Below are 21,161 nucleotides of genomic sequence, written 5' to 3' on the forward strand. Positions count from 1 at the left end.
AATCTTTTCCTTTCTAAAATAGTGCGGAGTTTTCGTCAAATTTTCGAACAAGCATATTCGAAACTAAAACAAGTGTGCATCCTACCACTGATTGATACAATCCAGCTGCTGAGGCCATGCCAATATCACCTGAATTCGCTAATCCTCTATAGATATACGTATCTAAAACGTTTGTAACATCAAACAAAGCTCCTGAATTTCTTGGAATCTGATAGAACAAACCGAAGTCTGCACGAAATATTCCGCCTACTGCTAAAATAGTAAGAATTGATATCAAAGGAATAAGTTGAGGAAGCGTAACATGTCTGATTTGCTGCCATTTACTAGCGCCATCGACTTCAGCAGCCTCATAATAAGTTGGATCAATCCCCATGATTGATGCAAAATAAACAATACTGTTATAGCCAATCCCTTTCCAGACACCAAGGAAAATAATAATAAATGGCCAGTATTTTGGTTCGCTGTACCAGTTAATCATCTCTCTTCCACCAGCTTCAATCATTTTATTAAATAAACCGATATCTGGATTTAGGAAAGCTCCAACAAAGAAGTTAATAATGACCCATGATAAAAAATAAGGAAGAAGCATGGACGTTTGAATAACTTTAATTTGTCTTCTTGAACGTAGTTGACTCATAATTACTGCGAGTGTAACAGCTACAACTAAATTTATGACAATAAAGGTCACGTTATACAAAATCGTATTTCTGGTAATAATATAGGCATCTGAAGAAGTGAATAAAAATTCAAAGTTTTTCAATCCAACCCATTCACTCTCGATTAAACTTTGAAAGAAACTTCCTTCAGAAATTTTAAAGTTTTTAAAGGCAACCATATTGCCTAATACAGGGATATAAAAGAAGAGAATCAGCCACAATATCCCAGGTAAAGTCATAAGTAATAATACTTTATGGCTCCATATTTTTTTGAACTTTTTTTTCATAGCAGCCACCTTTTACAAATTTTTATAAAGAAAAGCTAAAAACGATATTTCTATTATTTTTTGGGATTATAAGCAATAACAAGAATTCCTTCATTTAATTCGGTTGCTCTCTCCACAGAGTCATTTGGTGTTGTATTGGAGGTTAACAGCAACGAGTAGTTAAATTCATAAAACCCTGATAAATCAACTTTAAAATTTGTTTCCCAAAAATTATTCATTGGCCAGGAATAAACGAGGTCTTTATTCTTCCTTTCAGTTTCTTTTGAATTTAACTCAATGAGATGACTTTCCAAGTTGCCTAACGCAATTAATGGTGTGTCTTTTATAGCAACTACTAAACTGTGATTTCCATCTGTAAAGGTTAACCCATTGTTTAGTAAGTAGAATTCATTGTTTGTTCCAGGTAATTGATCAATAGCAGGTCTAAAAGTCGTTCCAGATTTTTCAACGAATAGCTCATAGTCTTCCCCATAGCTAAAAGGTAAAGCGATATATAGATTTTCTGGGGCCCACTCGTTTTCTTTTTGGATTCTTACAGTAATATCAATTTTGGGGATACCTTTATATACGCGAAGGACAACTGTATACATTTTTGTTCCTTTTAATTCATAGTCTAATTCTAAAAGTGCATATACTTCTTCATTAGAAATTAAACGAACATTTACTAATTTTGAAAAAGTTCGTTCAGTAATTCTTCCCTTACGATTTCGCCCCATCATTCGTCGTTCAGCACATGCATCCGTAGAAATTGGCGTCACTTCATAGATTCCGGAAAAAGGAGCAGCCAATCGATTAGGATGTAGAAGATCAAGATTATTTTTCTTATCTATGAACGTTTGAATTCCATTTGCATAATCAATTTCCAATTTCAGGTAATCCGTTTCGACGCTGTAAGTAGAGATGCGATGAGTATAACCGTCATATGAAGCAATATCGCTAACCAGTTCAGTCCCAATATGTGCGTGATTCCATTTTTGAGTAAGTGATTGTTCCACAGGTTTTCTTCGCAGTCGAATCAAACGTTCTTCTTGTGGCTTCAAGTTCACTAGAAATTCAATTTCCTTTCCTAAGGCTGTATCTAAAACTTGACATGGAATAACCTTACCCGTTTGGCAATCAAGGACTTCGACAAAGTCTGTTTTGTTGGCTCCGTAATAAGAATCATCAATGGTTTCCCAATGTTTTATATAAATTCTTGCATAATCCATTAATTCCCGTTTATGCGGATTTATAATCTTATAAAAGGGTTCGCGATTCATTTGAATAGATTCTTCCCCTAATTTTGCAAGCAGTTCATCTAAATGTTGAGAAATAAAACTGTTCGCATTCGTAGCATATGCAGCTTTCCTATAATCCAAATCATTCACAAATGTATTCCAAGGTTGGGCGACAGAAGAATGATAGCCCCACGTATGTTCTGCATACATCATTAATTGATGTTCAGCCTGCGCTAATAATTCAGGATTCCCTTTATTTGAATCCGTAGTTAGCTTATTTGCTATCCGATACTTTCTTTGTGCATCTCGATAGATTTTTGTTGGAGCAGGTGTCGAGCCAACACCATCTGCCCACCAATCTGTCCAGTCGCCACTATACGTTGGAATCTTTGTAGGTTCTTTTCGTAAGATATGAAAGAATTCATTTAAGGTAATCAATTCAATTTCGATTTGCTCGCCATGTTGCTTGTTCCATCTATGAATGACTTCCATCATTCGTGGATTGGGTGGTGCATTATCTGTTACAATCCCACTAATCATTGCGGGAGAAAATGAATAAGGGTATCCTTCTTCTTCAAGTAATTCAAAATGGCGAAAGATGCGTTCTTCGGTTATTTTAAACTGCTCATTTGCTCGTTCAACACTATATCCAGATTCATCATATTGTTTTGATTGATCAGAATTGGGAACTAGTAAAAAATCATTTCCTGTTTGATAGTGATCACCATTCCAGACCAAAATTTTATTTCCTTGCTGTGTTTCCCACCAAAAGGGAATTTGTTTTTTAAACAACGGAAACATTCCGTGATGAGTATGCAAGCACGAGTATAAGTTTTCAACTCCATGTTGAAAGAGACTTTCCGCATATCCCCATGAAAAGCCGTTTATATCTGCTGTCATGGCAGAATTTGTCTCAAATCCGATAGAATTTGTATAGTGTTTTCCTTGCGCTAATTTTTTGTTTAATACATCCTCATCAACTAGCTCAGTCATATTTAGATAATTTAAGGAGATATCAATGAGTCCTTTTTTTAAGTAATACTCAAACTTATTCTGTTCTTCTTGTGTACTATGTGCTAAGAATTGCTCAACTTGCCAATAATTTTCGCAGGTATACTTGAAACCGCTCCATTCGGGATGATGTCCCTTCTCGATTTCTTCTAAAAAATAAAGCACACTTTTTATGAAATCAATATGATATCTACTTATTTTCTCTTGACGATCGGTATAGCCGATGTCTGTATGAGAGTGGTGAATCAGATAAAGCGTTTTCTTTTTCATGTACAATGACTCCTTTACTATTTTTATAAATTGTCTATTAATTAGTGAGTGATTACTTACTAAAAACAAACAAGATTATTATCCTTTTTTAGACTAGCTACCTACTTATTCGAGAAATAAAACACTAAAAAAAATATAGTTAATCAGAGTGTTTTGTTAAATTCAAATAAATATTTAGTAGATTAAAAGTAACAACAATTTGTTTATAAAAAGAGTATAGCATAGTAATTTATGTAAAATGGTCTTTTTAAAAGTCAGCTATATCAAGGCTTTTAGGCTATTGTTCTATTCTTTTCTTGGTTTTTATAAGCGTAGTTAAAGAAGAGTTTATTTGGAGTAAGATTGTTTTTTTTAGAGGAATAAAATAACTGATTTCAAAAAAATCAGCTGTGTTTACAGAAAAGAGTTTGTCAGAATTGATGGGTATCTGTCTAGAGGAAGGAGTCAGTAAAAGTATCAGTGATAGTGCGATGAGAAGGATAAACTAATCCTGTATTATTCCCTGATTATGGGTAATCACCTGCCCTTAAGCTAAGATTCAACTAATAAAAGCAGCTAAGTCTGAAAAAGAATGGAAATCATCTCTTCATCTTTAATTGAGTAAAATGTTAGACTTTTATCACTAATTTTTACATGAACATGTCTAGTTTCTCCCTATCTATCTATAGAAATACATGGTAATTTTAAAAAAAAGATACGGAGGCGCTTTCATGAAAATCAAAAATCCTATACTCTCTGGTTTTAATCCAGATCCAAGCATTTGCCGTGTTGGAGAAGATTACTATTTAGTTACTAGTTCGTTTGAGTATTTTCCCGGTCTTCCCCTCTATCACAGCAAGGATTTAGTCAATTGGGAACAGATTGGTCATTGTATAACAAGAAATAATCAGATTGAGTTGTCAAATCAAGCACCAAATGCATTTGGCTTGTATGCCCCAACGATTCGTCATCATAATGGACGCTTTTATGTTGTTTGTACGAATGTTCCTAATCAGGGGAATTTTCTCATTTGGACAGATGATATATTGGGTGAATGGTCAGAGCCCATTTTTTTAGATTTACCGGGAATTGATCCTTCCTTATTATTCGATACAAATGGCAAAGTTTACTATACAGGAACAGATAAAGAAATTTATCTCTGTGAAATTGACTTGGAAACTGGAAATACAACCGCTAGAAAAAATATTTGGGAAGGAATCGGTGCAGCGGATCCAGAAGGTCCTCATCTATATCAAAAAGATAATTATTACTACTTGGCTATTTCTGAAGGCGGAACTGGTTATGGACATATGCTTACGATGGCACGAAGTCAACGTATAGAAGGTCCTTATACAGCTTATGAAAAAAATCCAGTGTTAACTAATCGAAGTCTCCCCTCTTGTATTCAAGCAATTGGTCATGCAGATTTAATTCAGGATCATGTTGGAAATTGGTGGGCTGTTTGTCTGGGAATTCGCCCGTTCCATGAATTTCCCAAACGCCACCTTTTAGGAAGAGAAACCTTTCTAGTTCCTGTGGATTGGTCTGGAGACTGGCCAGTATTTGGAAATAATGGTAGCGTAGACTTGGAAATGTCAGGTCCCGATTTGACAAGTCATCCATTTTGTTCACAGACACCAAAAGAATGGTTTGGTCAAGAAGTTTTACGCCCTGCGTGGACTATGCTCTATCAAAAGGAAGAAGAACATATCTATCAAACAAAATCAGGCTTACAGTTACTTGGCCAAGCCAATACACTTGATGATAATGAAAAAATAACATGGTTAGGTCGACGTCAACAAGCATGGGACTGCCAATTCACTGCAAAGTTTAAACTTCCAATATTAAAAGAATCGAGTGAATTTGGTTTAACCGTTTTCTTAAATAGGACACATCACTATGAAATTGCTGTGAGACAACAATTAACAGGCCTACAAGCTATTATTCGTCAACGAGTAGGTGAATTATCAGGAATCACACAAATCCTCCCTATTGATGAATTAGACAGCATTTGTCTGCGTATTCAAGCTACCCCAACTGAATATCGGTTTTCTATTGGTAGCGAAGACCACCTTCAACCTGTAGGATCTGCCTCTACACGCTATGTTACAACGGAGGTTGGTGGGGTATTCACAGGTGTCTTTTTAGGGATATATGCCTCAGGGAACGGAACGATATTTGGAGAGCCTCTTACGTGTGAATGGTGTGAATATATAGAAAAATAAATACGAAGAAATGAGGTCGGGAGAAACATTTTTATTTAAGGAACTCTTGTCCGATGTTTTTTACGAATTTTTTATGGTAGAGAGATAGAACTAGTTTCGCTTTTTTCTATCTCCTACTTTTCATGAAATGATTTTTTTAATTTCATAGCTTATCCATTGTGTGTTCTCATTAACGGTAACAATTGATAAGTTCATAAGCATAAGAAATTGCTGAAATTGTTCAGTAGTTTTTAAAAATGGGAGAAAATAATTGATTTTTGTTTTTTCAGAAGCGAGTAGGATTGTTCCATCATCAGCTAAAATTCTATGTAATTCACGGAACGCTTCTTCGAGATGTGACCAATGAAAGTGGGTTTGAAAGGCGCAAATTAGTTCAAATCGCTTATCTTCGAATGTTGTTTCTTTCACGTCCATTGTGAAAAAAGAAATACTCGAATAGTTTTTGGCTGCTTGCCCAGTAGCTGTTTCAGAAATATCAATCCCTACTATATCTACAGTAGGGAGCTTACTTAGTAAATAGGCGGTAGATTGTCCATTTCCTACGCCAACATCCAATACAGTGCTTGGCAATTGATTCTTTGATAAAGAAATTGCCCATCTGACCATGGGAAGATAACTCGTATTCCATAATTTCATCATTAGTATCCCTAATGGTCCGCTAGGTTTTTTTGATTGATTTAATAAGTGACGATAAAGAAAAGCCAGACTAAGTAAACAGAAAATAAATAAAAATAAATAGAACATTTGATTTCTCCTGATCTTACAGTGCAAGTAAGTTAATAATCTTTTAATTTCTCTAAGAGAAATTTTTTGAATCTAGGACTAAGCATGTCCTGCTCTTCTAAGTGGAAGTAAATAGCAGCTAAAAAGTTTTCAAAGCATGAAAGTCTTTGATAGTCTAAAGGAGATGTTTTAGGAAAGATTAACGTATCTAGCCAATTTATAAAAAGAAGTTCATCCATCTTATTAACAAGTAGTAAAGAATAAATGATAGTTGCTAATCTGCGCTCTTCTCCATCGACAAAAGGAGCATCCATCATGTGAAAAACATGAGAAATAGCTGAAAGTATATCAGGATAATAATTATTTGGAAACGAGGGATGGAGAGATGATTTTTTCAGCAAATCTGCCCCATGAGCAATTGCATGTACCCAGCCGTATTGGAGAGAAAATCCTATGTAATCTGTTTCTAAAGAAAGATAGGTGATTCCACATGTAAAAAAATAGTTTCTCAATGTATCTGATAATAAAGAAAAATAGATACTCTCTTTGTCACCATCTGCCTGGACAATGAAACCTATTAATAGAGCAGTAAAACTTCTTGTCAAAGTTGCTTTTCCTTTCTTGCTTAATTGGAAAAACAGCAGTTGCTCATTATAGACCCTACTTGCCAGATAATGGAATTGCTCTTTTGTAAAGCCTTGATTGATTATACCTAGTGCTAAAGCATTAAAAACCAGTGTATCTCGAATAGTAGCGTCTTCATCACCGATATGCGCTAATAGCCAGTCAAGCTCAGTATCAGAGCAAGTAAAGGGGATTTCTTTTTGAAGTCTCTCCTCTAAAATTTGTTTTATTTCTATAGTTGTCATCATTTTATCCCCCCCTTTTTATACAAAAAGCTGCTTTATTTCTTTGGGTCTTTTTATCTGATAAAATTGACAGTTTTTCTCATATTTTTTCATCAAAAACAACATATTGGGTTTATTTGTTTTATTAAAATGCCAAATAAATGAAATAAATTCTTTTTCTAACCGATTGGGATTGCCATAGGAGGATTCTCTGAATTTCCCTAATATATATCGTTTGAGGACTCTATACACACAAAGAAGTCTTGGAAAATCCAACCAAATAACTGTATCAGCTGCCTGAATTCTTAATTCTAACGTTCGATTGTAATTTCCATCAATTATCCAAACACGACTAGAAAGAATAGAAATTAATTTCTCATCGAATTCCTGACTTGAAAGGGTTTCTTTATTATTTTTCCAGTTTATCTGATCTAGATGAATAACTGGTAAGGATAACTTTTTTTCTAAAATACCGGCTAAAGTTGACTTACCTGATCCAGGAGAGCCAATAATGAGTATTCTTTTACTAGTTTGTAAATTCATGAAATCTCCTTCTGATTAAACTTATACAGTCAACCTTCCAGTACCCTTAAAAAAATATTATGATTAGCTATAAGTAGATGAAATTTTTATTTTCCTAATTTTCTATGGTTTTATAGCTATCACTCTCAAAATTTTTTTTAAATTCTTGAAATAAAAGTGGTTGAATAAGTGGATAGGTCCATTCTTCTGGTGCCTCTTTCAGCAGTTGATAATCTATTATTTCATGATGTAGCTGACGCTCTTTTTTAAAGACCTCAGCAAAAAATACCTGACCATAATCTGTAAAATCCCCTTTTGTGACACTATAAATAAAAAGTGGGCGTAAACGATAGTCAACGGCGCCAGTTTCTTCAAAAAGTTCCCTTTTAGCACAAGTTTCTATCGTCTCGTCTAACTCTCTATGTCCACCAGGTATCTCTAGGGTCTCTCTAGCATGATGCCGGACAAAAAAATATTTATTTTTATATCTAGCAATGATTACAGCAAAGTCTAATTTATCATCTTCTATTTCTAAAAGTGGTAAGCATTCTACCTTTAACATGAGTTCTCCTTGTAATGTATCACTTACTTCGTGAATTGTCAGAATATTCTCTTGATTATACCATGATTTCCTTCAATATATAAAAATTTTTTGAAAAAAGGAAAAATTGATGTGCCATAACGATCAAGTTATATCCTATCCTCGGAAAAAACTTAATAAACACTTCTGCCTTGACCTCGATAACGATTAAGCTAACTGTTTGTATTCTTCTCCCCAGTCTCTCATTGCATCTAGGATGGGCTCCAGACTTTTCCCGGTAGAAGTTAAACTATATTCTACACGCGGGGGAACTTCCGCATAAACTTTACGGGTAACAAGCCCAGCCTCTTCCATTGTCCGTAAATTAGTCGTTAATACTTTTTGAGAAATATTTCCTATGGATTTTTTTAATTCTCCAAATCGCTTTGTTCCATCTAACAAATCTCGAATAATTAAAACTTTCCAGCGATTTCCCATTAATAATAAAGTTGTTTCTACTGGACATGCAGGTAAATTTTGTTCCATAAACCTTTCCTCCTTACAATAGTATCTTTTTGGATGCTATAGCTCTCAAAAGTGCTTACTTTACATAAGTAAGTGTTCGTCTTATTATAGATGTAGAAAGAAATTTTTACAATAGAGAATGAAAGGATGAAGAACAGATGAAATTAGGAGTTATTGCAGCAAACGGAAAAGCAGGTCGTGTGATTGTTGAGGAGGCTGTTTCAAGAAATATTGATGTAACGGCAATTGTACGTGGCGAAAATAAAACAGCTGCTAAATCGATGATACAAAAAGATTTATTTGATTTAACTTATGAAGATGTTAAAGAGTTTGACGTATTAATTGATGCATTTGGTGCTTGGACGCCAGAAACATTACCACAGCACACGACTTCTCTTCTTTACTTATCCGATATTTTAAGTGGAAAACCGAACCGTTTACTAGTTGTTGGTGGCGCAGGCGGATTATATACGGATAGTTCCCATACCACACGATTAATGGATGGAAAAGATTTTCCTGAAGCATTCTATCCCCTTGCTTCAAGCATGTCAGACTCTTTAGATGCTTTACGTAAACGATCTGACGTAAACTGGACCTATGTAAGCCCAGCAGCAGATTTTCGTGCAGACGGGGAACGTACAGGAGACTACCTGCTTCGTGGAGAAGAATTTTCTGTGAATGAAAAAGGTGAAAGCTTTATTAGTTATAAAGACTATGCAATTGCGATGATCGATGAAGCTTTATCAGGAAAACATGTACAAGAGCGTATTTCAGTTTTAAGTAAATAAACAGGTGAAATAAAAATATTCTATTTGATAAAAGCGTCTTCGGTTGATAGGCAGTGAATGTTTTCTTTTCATCAATCTTTATTAAAATTTAAATAGCTTGAGACCGAACCAGTTGTGTTCCGTTTCAAGCTATTTTCTCTTTGAAGTTGTAGAAAAATTAGAGGAAATCCTCTATGTTCCAATAAAATGTGCGTTTCCATATGCATCGATTAGTATATCTGTTGGACTTGTTGGGTACATTTTTTTCACCTCTTAATAAATATTTTATATTTATAAAATATATTATTGCTTGATATTCTGAAAGCAATGATATATTCTATTAGACAAGGGTTAGGAGGATAATACAACTATGCAAATAAATGGACAATTAGTTAAAAAAAGAAGAAAAGAATTAAAAATGACTCAGAATCAGTTGGCCGATGGCATTTGTAAACAAGCAACAATCAGTAATATTGAGAAAAAAAATAAAGCGAATAGCATGCAAATTATTACTGCTATCTGTAATCGTTTAGATTTAGATGTGAATGAAGTAACAATTACTGTACAAACAACACAAGTACAAACCAATCTTAGAAAAGTCATGCTTCTTATGCAAAAAAATCAATATAAGAAAGCTGAACAATTATTAAACTCTATTTCAGATGTACAGGAAACACTGGATGACTACCTGTTACAAGATTTTTATTATTGTCAGGGTGCCGTTGCATTGTTTGCTAGTCAAAATGATGATTTGGCTTTATTCAATCTGTATAAAGCAATTGACATGGGCGCAGGGAAAAATGACTTGACAACCATTTTATCAACGAATCTACTAGGTGTTTACTATTCTAAGAAACAGCTACCTGATCAAGCAAAAACATTTTTCAATCAAGCAATTGAGCTGATTAATTTACTCCCTCAAGAAACACTTGATCAACGAATCGCCTCTACTTTTTATAACGTAGCTAAGCATTACTCTGGTCTTAAAGAATACCAAAAAGCAATTGACTATTGTAATCGTGGAATTGATATCTGTACAAATAGTTCTTCCCTACTTGGTTTAGATTTTCTTATTTATGAAAAAGCATTTAATCTTTATTCATTGGATGCTGAGCAAGGAATCAAAGAATATGAATTTGCCAAAAAGATGGCTGAATTAGTTCATAATGATTATTTAGTCAGCACAATTGAAAAGGATTTGTCAAAATAATAAGTACTGGCTCCCTATAGCTTCTGAAAATGCCTAGAGTGAGTTTGCTTATATGTTACTAAGACGAGGATTTACTTACGTATGAATAAAAAGTTGAAACGCACACTATAGTGTGAATCAGTTCAGAAAATCCTGTGTTCATTATTTTCAGAAATTTCTTGTTATTGCTGAATATTATCGAAAAAAGTATCTTTTTGATAATAAAAGCAATAGCAAGTTTTTTTGTGCAGATGTTTATAATAAAACTCATCAAATTCTTAGTTTGTCTTTCAATCATTCATTATTCCTTGAATAAAATTATAACATGAACACAAGAAAAAGAAAGCGTTTTAAAATATTTTTTGATAGATACAAATAATTCTAGTTATTTTAATGAACTAGAAATGACTACAAGAGAGCGTAAATAATCAAGGAAACTGTCCTCTATTTTCTTTTGATAAAAATAGTATATCACCGTTTATTTTATAGAAGTAATCCTAAATTAATAGAATTATCGTATTTTTTAACTATACAACAAGAGAAATTTTTCTAAAATTAAGTATGTAATTGATAAAATATACTATTATTCTGCCTAGACAAAGTGAATTAGACAATAAAGTATGTGAATGAAACTTGAATAGAAAAATCAGCTAATAGTTTGAACATGTTTTTGACTTGAAGGTATCTTTTTTTTTTGAAGAGCAAAATAATTTCAACTTTAACAGAGATAGATGCATAGTGTTTTGGTAACTCGATTTCAGGATAACTAAAAGTAATGATGTATTTACACCTGCTATTTATAAAGTATCACTACTTATCGAACGGTTTATTTTTTATGTTTGCCCCATGACACATAGTTTTCTACTATTAAGGAGAGAAAAACTATACGCTCTTTATTTTTTTCGTAATAAAATGCATAGTTACTCATCTTATGATAACATAAAGAATTTTTATTAAGAAAGCGCTTGCCAAATTATATAATCGTTGTTATAATAATTGTTAGATTAGAATGTTTATTAATTATTCTTTACTTAATTATTAAGTAGGATAGTTATTATTCCCTTCACCTCATACTCCAGATATTGTTAGTTTTTTTCTGGTTGGTGTTCTGAATCGAACAATCACTTTCTCTCCTACTTAAATTGTGGACATGAGGAGGTGTTTTTTTATTGACAGAAAAATTGGTATTCATTTAATTCTGGTTGTTTTATATCTTGTTGAGAAAAGTAGTTCTCTTCTAATATTTTATAAGAAAATATGTGCTTAAACAGAACTACACGTAGAATTGAACAATTTCTACGCGTAACTAAAAGGGAAAGGGATTGTTTTTATGTCAGAAGGAATGCAAACGTTTCTAGCTATTATTCCAATTATTTGGTTAATTTTATCATTAGGTGTTTTTAAAATACGCGGAGATATTGCCTGCATGATTGGCTTGGTAATAACAATAATTATTAGTATATTAGGATTTAAATTTTCAGTGACTGATAGTTTAACTGCCTCTTTAGAGGGAATTGTTATGGGATTGTGGCCAATTGTTTATGTGATTATCGCCGCTGTATTCACTTATAATTTAAGTAGTGAATCTGGTGGAATGGAAAAAATTAAAGATATGTTGACAGCTATTTCTGGAGATATGCGCATCCTCGTATTATTACTTGCATGGGGATTCGGTGGGTTTTTAGAGGCGATTGCAGGATTTGGAACCGCTGTTGCGATTCCTGCAAGTATTTTAGCAGTTCTTGGGATGTCGCCAATAAAAGCCGCAGTAATTTGTTTAATTGCAAACACGACACCAACTGCTTTTGGTGCAATTGGTTTACCTGTTACTACCCTTGCACAGGTATCTGGTTTGGAAGTGAAACAGCTATCTTTGGTGGTCTCCTTACAACTATGTATTTTGATTATCTTAATTCCATTTTGTTTAGTTTCATTAACAGGTAAAGGAATAAAATCAATTAAAGGTGTTTTTTGGATAACGCTTGTGTCAGGTGTTACCTTTGCTGTGCCACAAGTCATTGTTTCGCAGTATTTAGGAGCAGAACTCCCATCGATTGTGGGCTCACTTTTATGTATTTTAGTCACTATTTTCATGGCAAAATGGATAGGACCAAAAGATAGTCATACACATGAAATAGCTCCTGTATCAAAAAAAGATGGCTTCATGGCATGGTTACCTTTTATTTTGGTATTTATTTTTATCATCTTTAGTTCTTCGTTATTCCCAACCATTCATAATGCTTTAGCTAGTGTGACAACGAGTATTCCTATTTTTACAGGGGAAAATGCAGCTCCATATGTTATTAATTGGCTAACAGCTCCAGGCACACTAATTATTCTTGCCACTTTTTTAGGTGGACTAATCCAAGGAATGAAGTTTTCTAACATTGCAAAAATATTATGGAAAACGATAAAACAAATGACAAAAACAATGGTTACAGTTGCTTCTATCGTTGGTCTTTCTAAAGTTATGGGCTATAGCGGAATGATTAATGTAATTGCAGTAAGCTTAGTTACTTTGACTGGTGGCTTCTATCCATTCATCGCTCCTATTATTGGTGCACTAGGTACCTTCATAACGGGAAGCGATACTTCAGCAAATGTATTATTTGGGGAACTACAAGTGAAAGCAGCAGATAGTTTACAGGTGAATCCCTATTGGTTAGCCGCAGCAAATATGGCGGGTGCGACTGCAGGAAAAATGATTTCTCCTCAAAGTATTGCGGTGGCAACAGGTGCTACTGGTCTTGATGGAGAAGAAGGAACGATTTTAAAACAAGCAATGAAATTCTGTGTTATTTATACACTCATTATTTGTCTAGTAGTCTTTGGTTTAGGTAAACTATTTGGTCAAATTTAGCAAAAATCCATAATAAATTGGACAATACAAATAAAAGCTCGGGATAAACAGTTTTTACTGTTTGCCCTGAGCTTCATTAGATTGTTGCATGATTTTTATTGCACGTGTACTTCCCACTGGTTCTAAATTGAATAGTTTATCCTAGTAGAAATTTTGAATCCTTATTCGCTGATTCAGTGAACCAGTCCATTCTACCTCAAATCTCGCTTGATTTAATAAATCTACGATGCGTTTTCCTACTTTCAACGCTATTTCTTCATCACCATTTAAGCTATGAAACGCAAGAAAGAGTGTTCTATTCTCAGAATCCATACATCGTTCAATATCTTGTTGATGATAAAAACAATAGCCATTTCTTAGGAGGTCATTTTCCTTCATGAACTTAAAAACGACGCCCACCTCTTCATGACCTTCACTAATATCAAATCCAGCATAATCAATGGAGATGATTCCCTCACGATTTAATTGATCAAATACGCCTTGTAATCGTTCATAGTTTTTTTGCCCGGTATCTAGTGGTCTCATTTCACCCACCTCATTAATGATTTTTTTCATCCTATTGTATGATGGTGCGGGAAAATCATTATCCATCTTCGATTCCGACAACTGGCCTTAAAAGCCCAATATATCAACACCCTATATTCAAAATTTGACTAAAAACGGCTCGTGACAGTAATTTGACAGCAGTAATCTGTAAAAAAAATTAAACTTCAAATTTGGTGAATTCATTTGCCAAAGTTTGATTTGTTTCTGGATAAAGATGACCGTATTTATCTAAAGTAGTCTTAACAGTGGAATGGCCCAATCGCTTCGATACTGCATAGATATTGTTATTATGCTCAATTAAAAATGCAACATGAGAATGTCGAAGTCCATGTAAATGAATAGGTTTGACTCCAGCCACTTCAGCCAATTTTTTTACTCGCCCTAAAAATGTCTTTGGGGACGGTGGCAGCCCATCAAATGTAAATACAAAGCCAAGGTCATCTCCGATTGTTTTTTGAGTTTCTTTCCATTCTTTCAAATCCTTAACGGTTTGTTTGTCCAATGTAATGGTTCGGATACTCGAAGCATTTTTTGTATCCGAGAAATCATAATCTGTTCTCGTTCGAATATAGAGTGATTTACTCACGCTGCAAGTTCCTTTACGGAAATCGATATCCGACCATTGAAGTGCAAAAAGCTCTTCACTTCTTAGACCGGTTACGAATAAAAAGCGCATCATTCTTTTGTAAAACGCTTCTTGGAAATCGCAACGATAAGAGTAATTGTACACTTTCTTGAACTCTTCAACTGTCCAGAATGCAACCACTGATCGCTCTGTTCGAATTTTCCCTATAGTATCTACTGGATTCTCATCAATGATTTCCAAAATTACCGCTCGATTAAAAATAATCCGCAGCTTATTGAATATCTGTTTAATATAATTGTTAGATAAAGGTCTAACTACCCCTTTTTTACTTGTAACAGAACATTCTTGAACCAGATATTGTTGAAATTCTTGAATATGAATGGGTTTAATTTTTTCTATTTGCATTTTCCCAAAATAGGCTAACGCCCGTTTTAAAGTCTTATCAGTTTTTACACAAGTTTTCTCAATCGTCCCAAGCTTATACCAAGGAAAAAAATACTTCTTATAAAATTCTCGGAAAGTGATTCCTTGTAAATAAATCTCTTGAGAGTCAGAGTAATTCTTTTTTAATTCCTCCATCGCATCTTTTGCTTCTTTTTGCGTTTTAAACCCTCTTCTAGTAGGTTGTATTCTCTTTCCGAAACGATCATAGCCCAGAGTCAAAGAAAAATACTAAGTCCCCCTTTTTTCATCCTTATACACATTTGCAACTCTTCTCATCAGTATTCATCCTTCCAAGAAATGTTTAAGACCTCTTCTATGACACTGACCGGTATCCTTTTAATCTTGTTGTTTCGATAAAAAGAATATCCGTTAGCAATCAAAAGAGCTTTACATTCCTTGAAGATTTTGTCAGCGTAATACTGCGAAAACCCCATCTTAATTAAATCTTGCCGAGTGGCTGTCTTCATTCTATCGCCTTCTCTTTCTTATGTCAGCGCCTCCCTAAAAATCATAAGTTATTGATTGATAAAATCTCTACTAATCTATCAGCTGCTCCTGTCAAAAGCACATAGGATTCTCACCTCTCCCCAGTAATGGCGAGCCAGTTTAGTTACGGAAGTATCATTATTACATTTGCAGATCATGGCTCAAATTTGACAATTCTTACCTTAATTATTTTTCGCTCCGTTAATTCGTCATGGCGTAATTAAGAAATGCTCCCTGCAAATGGAAAGTACTGATAGATTTTGTATTTAGTTTTCAAAGGTCATTTTCTTTACACTAATAAAGACAATTGAGAGCACAAAAAAGCAACTCTCTTTAAAAGAAAGATACTTTTTAAGAAAATTTTATTGTTATGACATTTGTAAGTTATAGGAGTATTGAAAGAACAGTTACTTTTAGTGATGAGTAATCGTGTTAAGGACTCTTTAGTCGTTTCGATTGAGAATTAAAGATTTATAGGTGAGTTTATTCGTTTCCCTTTTTCGTCCATCGGATCCAACATCATAGCTTTATTTCCTTTGTTATTGTTCATTCACTCTCTTCGTGATATAGCGAGTGACTCTCTTGTGTATCGAACATTGCTTGTTCCTCCTTTTAAGGCAAAAAAATAACCCAATCATCAAGTTTAGATGATTAGGGTTAATAGTAATAATATATATATGTAAATTTATTTGATTCAGAAAATATAAATATAAACTCTTCGTAATTTGAAGTCAATTTTCACTTGTGGCATAGCCTATTGAAAAAAATCTATGCCTCATATTCTACTCAACTAAATTGAAACTATAACTATTTATCTTAAAGTATCACTGTTTGATTCAATTACCTTTTGATGCTAATAAAAGCAATCTTTCTTCAATCGTTTTAATTCCTTCAACCTACAAGTAAGTAAACGCTGCTTTAGTGATCACTGACGGCAGAGACTTGTATCAAGAGGAAGATAAAGCAGTTCAAACGCTAGTTCAAGGTGATATTGTTCAAATCCCCATGAATGTAAAACATTGACATGACGCTTCCAAAGATAGTTGACTCACTCATTTATCTATTACTACAAATAGCAATTAAAGGTGGTACAGACTGATTGGCTCAGTAGACCATAATAAATCCTAAACGAGTCAATGCAGACTATGTTCAACCTCGATTGATTATAGCCTGCATTTCTATTATTCTAAATATTCAAGTATTTACCAAACTTGTTCTATTAATAATGATTTGCTGATCAAGTATACTGCCACTATTTAGAACGAACGAATATAAAAACTACAATAATCGAAACTATAGTAAACAGTAGCATTAGCCAAATCTCAGGTTGGAAATTATTAGTAACAGAAACGATCAATGACAAACCAATTGGGCCACCGATCTGATGCATCGTATTAGTCACACCGCTTGCGACTCCTGCCAGTTCATTGGGCGCATCATGAACACCTGCTGATGTGACGGGCGCTAAAATCAGCCCTTGTCCCAAGCCCAGTATGATCATCGGAATGAACACCGCTGCCCAATACCCATTATTTATGTTTGAGACTGCCAATAGGATCAACCCAGCAGCTAGTATTATTTCTCCCGCAAGTAAGACGTTATTATTGCCAAATTTGGCAGTTAAACGCGGCAATTGCAGCGCAATGATAAAGTTGACGATCGTCAATGGCAAAAAGGCCATCCCCGATTGTAAAGCTGAAAATCCAAATTGTGTCTGCATCATTTGCGGCAAGAAGAACCAAAATGGCAGCATCGCCATCATAAATAAAAGTCGAGCAACATACGCCCCGGAACGGATTCGATTTCTAAATAGCGATAAGGGCATAATCGGAAAAGATATCCTTCGTTCACGAAGGATGAACAATCCTAAAACAACGATTCCAGCAAATACGATTAAGGTTTTTCCTTCAGTAAAGCCGTAAATCATCCCAATCAAGCCAATGATCGATAACAGACTTCCAAGATAGTCGATTCTTTCGCTTTTTCTTTCAGAATTCTCCACGAATCGTAATGTTAAGAAAAAGAGAATGATCGTGAAAGGCACATTTATTAAGAAACCCGCCCGCCAAGAAATAAGACTTGTTAATCCTCCGCCGACTAATAAGCCAACACTTGAACCGATCCCCGCCGTTGCCCCATAATAGGAAATCGCGCGCTGACGCATATTCAGTTTATAAGCATCCATAATTAAAGCCAGAGTAGTAGGTGCAATGATCGAACTGCCAATACCTTGAACAGCTCGCATGGCAATCATCATCTCCGGTTTTGTCGATAAACCAATGAACAACGAACTAATCCCAAAGATGAACAATCCCAACAGAAAGATTCGTTTGCGTCCCAAAAGATCTGATAGTCGTCCGCTTAATAGTAAAAAGCCTCCGAAAGTAAGCGTGTAGGCACTCGATACCCAAGATAGCGCCGCATCTGAAAGTCCGAGGCTTTCCCCGATCTGAACCGAACTCGTAAAAATGATCGAGTTGTCCATTAATATTAAAAAATACGATAGTAAAGTGATTGGTAAGATGATTCCGAATTTTTGTTTATCCAAGTTATTAACTTCTTTCTAATTCTCTAATTGTCCAATTTTTTTAAGCCATGTATCTAACTCTCGAGATACTGTAACTTTTTTTCTATCTTTGATAGCGAGTAAGACACCATTATTTTCTTCACCGCCTTGCACAGAAAAGCCCTCAAGAACAGTTGCTCCTTTGGCATCCGTTTTTATTTGATCGAAGCTTGTACCTACTCCATAACCGCCATTTGTATTAAATGGAATGACCGTTTTCCCGTTAAAGTCATTGTTATTCAAGAACGTGACAACCGCCTGCGGCAAAGCCATACTCCAGGTTGGCGCGCCGATAAAAATCCGGTCGTATTCTTCGAGATCAGGAATGCTCGTTTTTAGTTCAGGCTCCACTTGACTCTCTTGCTCTTGCTGATTCTGTGCTACTTCTTCCTGATAATTTGAAGGACGTACTTCCTTTGTTTCAAGTTGAACCAGCTGCCCTCCGACCTTTTCTTCAATCAGTTCTGCAACAGCTTTGGTATTTCCTGTACGTGAATAGTAGACAATCAATGTTTTAGACTTTTCCATCGTTGATCCTTCCTTTTCATTCGTCGAGTTATTCCTCATGATTGAAAATAAAACGAAGCTGATTGTTAAAATACCTAGTAATAATAAGATGACGCTGAAAAAATTCTTTTTAACCATATGCATGACCTCCCACCTTAGAAATAGAAAGAGTTGCGATATGGCTCGAAATGGCTATATCGCAACCCACAGTTATCCTATTGAAAGACAGCTAATAGAAATCAGGTTTGGCTTTATTTTCTGATCCTGGTTCCCACAATCCGATACTAGCCCGTACACCATTACGCTTGCCTGTGATAGTATCCAAAACAAATTGTGCAATTGATCGTCTTGTAATTTGAGCACCTAAAAATGGTTCTCCTTTAGGACTAGCGACATAATCACTTCGATTGCCATTATATAGCCAGGTCATTCGCATATACGTATAATCGAGATCACTTGCTTCCAAGGCTTCCACACCACGATTGTGAGCGATACTGCCTCCCATCATACGACTATTCCATGCTGCAAAAGGTTCCGCAACTTCGCCATAGACACTTAATACACCTGCTTGGATAATTCGCTTCACACCTGTTTGATGCATTGCTTCGATTACCTGTTCTGTGATTTTTTTATTGTCGAAATTCATGTAAATGATGTCTTGATTTTGCATAGCATGAATCAGATCAGACACATTACCAGCATCCCCACTGATTTTCTTTACATTTTCATAGGGTAAACTAGCCGCATTCCGTCCAAAAAGGGTTAGCTTCAACTTGACCTGTTCTTGTAAGAGCGGGATCAAAACTTCTGGTATTTGACCGCCTGCTCCAATAATAAGTACATTCATCTGATTTGACCTCCTGTAAACGAATAACTATTTTTCTGTATCCAGCATCCGATTCATGAACCATTCCACTTGTTGTGGAGCGTCATGATCAAAGAAGGCAGATTCCTTCATATCTAAAGCTGAAATTTTTTCAAAATCTTCTTCTGATAATTCAAAATCAAAGATGTCAATATTTTCCGCCATACGTTCTGGACGAACTGATTTTGCCAAAGCGACGATCCCACGCTGCATCAACCAGCGAAGAACAACTTGTCCAACGGATTTTCCATATTGTTCACCGATTTCAGCTAAAACAGGATTGGTAAATAGATCATGGTGTCCTTCCGCAAAAGGTGCCCAGGCTTCCATTTGCACGCCATATTTTTCATGCCATTCTTGATCTTCCACCCGTTGATTCCAAGGATTTACTTCAATTTGATTGATTTGCGGTTTTACTTCATTCAATCCGACAAACTCAATCATTTTCGCTGATTTGAAATTTGAGACACCAATTGCTCGTAATTTTCCAGAGTTTTGGGCTGCGACCATTGCTCGCCATGCACCATAAACATCTCCGTATGGTTGATGGATCAGATACAAGTCTAAATAATGAAGTCCCATTGCATTGAGTGATTGTTCGATCGTTTCTGCAGCTTTTGCTTCAGGTGCTTGCAGAATAAACAGTTTTGAGGTAACAAATAGCTCTTCACGAGTAACGAGACCTTCATGAATCGCACGTTTGATCCCTTCTCCAGTTTCCTTCTCATTTCCATAAACAGAAGCTGTATCGATTAAACGATATCCGGCTTTGATTGCTTGATACACGGCTTCAGCTGTTTCAGTTAAGGGAATTTGATATACCCCAAATCCTAATTGCGGCATTTCTACCCCATTGTTCAATTTGATTGTTTGCATTTGTGTTTCCTCCTCTAAATTTGATTACATGATCTATCCTAAACCTTGAAGTGAACTCCATAGCAAGGAAAAAGTATTTATTTTTTTCGCTCCCACAACTTTTCAACCTTATCTGGTGTCATTTCTCCAGCCTTGAACTTCGCAATGTGATCGTCATAGGTTTCAATTTTGTACGCCAGCATTTCTCTAACATCTTGCATTTCAGCCATCTTTTGATCCAGCTCTTCTAATTGATCAGCTAAAATCTGTTTTTGAGCCTCTTCCACATTTTGCGTTTCTCTTAATTGTGCCAAATCAGCAAACTCAATCAAAGATTCAACTGATAATCCCGCATTACGCAAGCTTTTCGCTAGATAAATCCAATTTAAATCACTAATCGTATACTCTCGATACCCGCTGGAATTGCGATGAACGGGTGGTATAACTCCCACACGCTCATAATAGCGTAGTGTATCCGTTGTTAAATCAAACATCTCGGCTGCTTTTTTGATATTCATTTAATTTAACCTCCTCATCTTTAAAACTATCATAAACTATGGAGTTCACTCAAAGGCCAGAAAAATAAATTCAAAAGATCAATTTTATAATAAAGGCCTTAATTTCAATTACAGTGTTCAACCAATCTACAATAGTTTTTATTCTGTTCGATAACTTTTTTTGCACGATTGTTTGTCTCGAATATTTTT

Annotated in this window: 19 protein-coding genes; 4 read left to right on the forward strand and 15 right to left on the reverse strand. The window is 35.1% G+C overall.

The features are described 5' to 3' along the window. Positions 1-13 precede the first annotated feature (13 nt). A complete protein-coding gene (locus tag I589_RS08975) occupies positions 14-943 on the reverse strand; it encodes an ABC transporter permease (protein ID WP_010767767.1) in 930 nt (309 codons plus the stop codon). Between the two features lie 53 nt (positions 944-996). Beyond that, the gene (locus tag I589_RS08980; protein ID WP_010767766.1) at positions 997-3,441 is read right to left on the reverse strand and encodes a glycoside hydrolase family 38 N-terminal domain-containing protein; all 2,445 of its coding nucleotides are present in this window, start codon (positions 3,439-3,441) and stop codon (positions 997-999) included. Positions 3,442-4,151: 710 nt separating this feature from the next. Here I589_RS08980 and I589_RS08985 point away from each other — a divergent pair. Then, the gene (locus I589_RS08985; protein WP_010767765.1) at positions 4,152-5,645 is read left to right on the forward strand and encodes a glycoside hydrolase family 43 protein; all 1,494 of its coding nucleotides are present in this window, start codon (positions 4,152-4,154) and stop codon (positions 5,643-5,645) included. A 120-nt stretch (positions 5,646-5,765) separates the two neighbouring features. On the opposite strand, the gene I589_RS08990 is transcribed toward I589_RS08985, so the two are convergent. From I589_RS08990 to I589_RS09010, 5 genes are all read right to left on the reverse strand, one after another. Further along, positions 5,766-6,389: a class I SAM-dependent methyltransferase gene (locus tag I589_RS08990; RefSeq protein WP_010767764.1), complete on the reverse strand. Its 624-nt coding sequence runs from the start codon at positions 6,387-6,389 to the stop codon at positions 5,766-5,768. A 32-nt stretch (positions 6,390-6,421) separates the two neighbouring features. Beyond that, a complete protein-coding gene (locus tag I589_RS08995) occupies positions 6,422-7,240 on the reverse strand; it encodes a DUF2785 domain-containing protein (RefSeq protein WP_051100879.1) in 819 nt (272 codons plus the stop codon). A gap of 15 nt (positions 7,241-7,255) precedes the next feature. Beyond that, positions 7,256-7,759 (reverse strand): P-loop NTPase family protein, encoded by a 504-nt coding sequence (locus I589_RS09000; RefSeq protein WP_010767762.1) that lies wholly within the window; start codon positions 7,757-7,759, stop codon positions 7,256-7,258. Between the two features lie 94 nt (positions 7,760-7,853). Further along, entirely contained in the window at positions 7,854-8,300 is a 447-nt protein-coding gene (locus I589_RS09005; RefSeq protein ID WP_010767761.1) for an NUDIX hydrolase, read from the reverse strand. 186 nt (positions 8,301-8,486) lie between these two features. Then, entirely contained in the window at positions 8,487-8,804 is a 318-nt protein-coding gene (locus I589_RS09010) for a winged helix-turn-helix transcriptional regulator (RefSeq protein ID WP_010767760.1), read from the reverse strand. Positions 8,805-8,941: 137 nt separating this feature from the next. Between I589_RS09010 and I589_RS09015 the strand changes: the two genes are divergently transcribed. The 3 genes from I589_RS09015 (at position 8,942) to I589_RS09025 (ending at position 13,599) form a co-directional block, all read left to right on the forward strand. Next, positions 8,942-9,571 (forward strand): SDR family oxidoreductase, encoded by a 630-nt coding sequence (locus I589_RS09015; protein ID WP_010767759.1) that lies wholly within the window; start codon positions 8,942-8,944, stop codon positions 9,569-9,571. Between the two features lie 349 nt (positions 9,572-9,920). Then, positions 9,921-10,760, forward strand: coding sequence for a helix-turn-helix domain-containing protein (locus I589_RS09020; protein ID WP_010767758.1), 840 nt, complete (start codon positions 9,921-9,923; stop codon positions 10,758-10,760). Between the two features lie 1,309 nt (positions 10,761-12,069). After that, a complete protein-coding gene (locus I589_RS09025; RefSeq protein ID WP_010767757.1) occupies positions 12,070-13,599 on the forward strand; it encodes an L-lactate permease in 1,530 nt (509 codons plus the stop codon). A 141-nt stretch (positions 13,600-13,740) separates the two neighbouring features. Here I589_RS09025 and I589_RS17840 read toward each other — a convergent pair whose 3' ends face one another. From I589_RS17840 to I589_RS09065, 8 genes are all read right to left on the reverse strand, one after another. After that, positions 13,741-14,124, reverse strand: a complete 384-nt coding sequence (locus I589_RS17840; RefSeq protein WP_010767756.1) for a DUF6891 domain-containing protein — start codon at positions 14,122-14,124, stop codon at positions 13,741-13,743. A 178-nt stretch (positions 14,125-14,302) separates the two neighbouring features. Next, positions 14,303-15,394, reverse strand: coding sequence for a site-specific integrase (locus I589_RS09035; RefSeq protein ID WP_010767755.1), 1,092 nt, complete (start codon positions 15,392-15,394; stop codon positions 14,303-14,305). Positions 15,395-15,450: 56 nt separating this feature from the next. Beyond that, positions 15,451-15,642 (reverse strand): DUF3173 domain-containing protein, encoded by a 192-nt coding sequence (locus I589_RS09040; RefSeq protein ID WP_010767754.1) that lies wholly within the window; start codon positions 15,640-15,642, stop codon positions 15,451-15,453. Positions 15,643-16,913: 1,271 nt separating this feature from the next. Then, a complete protein-coding gene (locus I589_RS09045) occupies positions 16,914-18,209 on the reverse strand; it encodes an MFS transporter (RefSeq protein ID WP_010767753.1) in 1,296 nt (431 codons plus the stop codon). 15 nt (positions 18,210-18,224) lie between these two features. Further along, positions 18,225-18,872, reverse strand: coding sequence for a flavodoxin family protein (locus I589_RS09050; protein WP_010767752.1), 648 nt, complete (start codon positions 18,870-18,872; stop codon positions 18,225-18,227). Between the two features lie 91 nt (positions 18,873-18,963). After that, positions 18,964-19,581, reverse strand: coding sequence for an NAD(P)H-binding protein (locus I589_RS09055; protein ID WP_010767751.1), 618 nt, complete (start codon positions 19,579-19,581; stop codon positions 18,964-18,966). Between the two features lie 27 nt (positions 19,582-19,608). After that, entirely contained in the window at positions 19,609-20,475 is an 867-nt protein-coding gene (locus I589_RS09060; RefSeq protein WP_010767750.1) for an aldo/keto reductase, read from the reverse strand. 77 nt (positions 20,476-20,552) lie between these two features. Beyond that, positions 20,553-20,972 carry a MerR family transcriptional regulator gene (locus tag I589_RS09065; RefSeq protein ID WP_010767749.1) on the reverse strand — a complete coding sequence of 140 codons (420 nt, stop codon included), beginning with the start codon at positions 20,970-20,972 and terminating at the stop codon, positions 20,553-20,555. Between the last annotated feature and the right edge of the window lie 189 nt (positions 20,973-21,161).

It is taken from the genome of Enterococcus phoeniculicola ATCC BAA-412 (genome assembly GCF_000407505.1).
GTDB lineage: Bacteria > Bacillota > Bacilli > Lactobacillales > Enterococcaceae > Enterococcus_K > Enterococcus_K phoeniculicola.

Bases quoted from the DNA above. Each gene is read 5' to 3' on its own strand.
- I589_RS09010 (WP_010767760.1), bottom strand. From the start codon at position 8,804: ATGGAACAAAATTTACCTGCATGTCCAGTAGAAACAACTTTATTATTA.
- I589_RS09000 (WP_010767762.1), bottom strand. From the start codon at position 7,759: ATGAATTTACAAACTAGTAAAAGAATACTCATTATTGGCTCTCCTGGA.
- I589_RS09015 (WP_010767759.1), top strand. From the start codon at position 8,942: ATGAAATTAGGAGTTATTGCAGCAAACGGAAAAGCAGGTCGTGTGATT.
- I589_RS09020 (WP_010767758.1), top strand. From the start codon at position 9,921: ATGCAAATAAATGGACAATTAGTTAAAAAAAGAAGAAAAGAATTAAAA.
- I589_RS09060 (WP_010767750.1), bottom strand. From the start codon at position 20,475: ATGCAAACAATCAAATTGAACAATGGGGTAGAAATGCCGCAATTAGGA.
- I589_RS09005 (WP_010767761.1), bottom strand. From the start codon at position 8,300: ATGTTAAAGGTAGAATGCTTACCACTTTTAGAAATAGAAGATGATAAA.
- I589_RS09040 (WP_010767754.1), bottom strand. From the start codon at position 15,642: ATGAAGACAGCCACTCGGCAAGATTTAATTAAGATGGGGTTTTCGCAG.
- I589_RS08985 (WP_010767765.1), top strand. From the start codon at position 4,152: ATGAAAATCAAAAATCCTATACTCTCTGGTTTTAATCCAGATCCAAGC.
- I589_RS08990 (WP_010767764.1), bottom strand. From the start codon at position 6,389: ATGTTCTATTTATTTTTATTTATTTTCTGTTTACTTAGTCTGGCTTTT.
- I589_RS09055 (WP_010767751.1), bottom strand. From the start codon at position 19,581: ATGAATGTACTTATTATTGGAGCAGGCGGTCAAATACCAGAAGTTTTG.
- I589_RS09050 (WP_010767752.1), bottom strand. From the start codon at position 18,872: ATGGTTAAAAAGAATTTTTTCAGCGTCATCTTATTATTACTAGGTATT.
- I589_RS08975 (WP_010767767.1), bottom strand. From the start codon at position 943: ATGAAAAAAAAGTTCAAAAAAATATGGAGCCATAAAGTATTATTACTT.
- I589_RS09065 (WP_010767749.1), bottom strand. From the start codon at position 20,972: ATGAATATCAAAAAAGCAGCCGAGATGTTTGATTTAACAACGGATACA.
- I589_RS09025 (WP_010767757.1), top strand. From the start codon at position 12,070: ATGTCAGAAGGAATGCAAACGTTTCTAGCTATTATTCCAATTATTTGG.
- I589_RS17840 (WP_010767756.1), bottom strand. From the start codon at position 14,124: ATGAGACCACTAGATACCGGGCAAAAAAACTATGAACGATTACAAGGC.
- I589_RS08980 (WP_010767766.1), bottom strand. From the start codon at position 3,441: ATGAAAAAGAAAACGCTTTATCTGATTCACCACTCTCATACAGACATC.
- I589_RS08995 (WP_051100879.1), bottom strand. From the start codon at position 7,240: ATGATGACAACTATAGAAATAAAACAAATTTTAGAGGAGAGACTTCAA.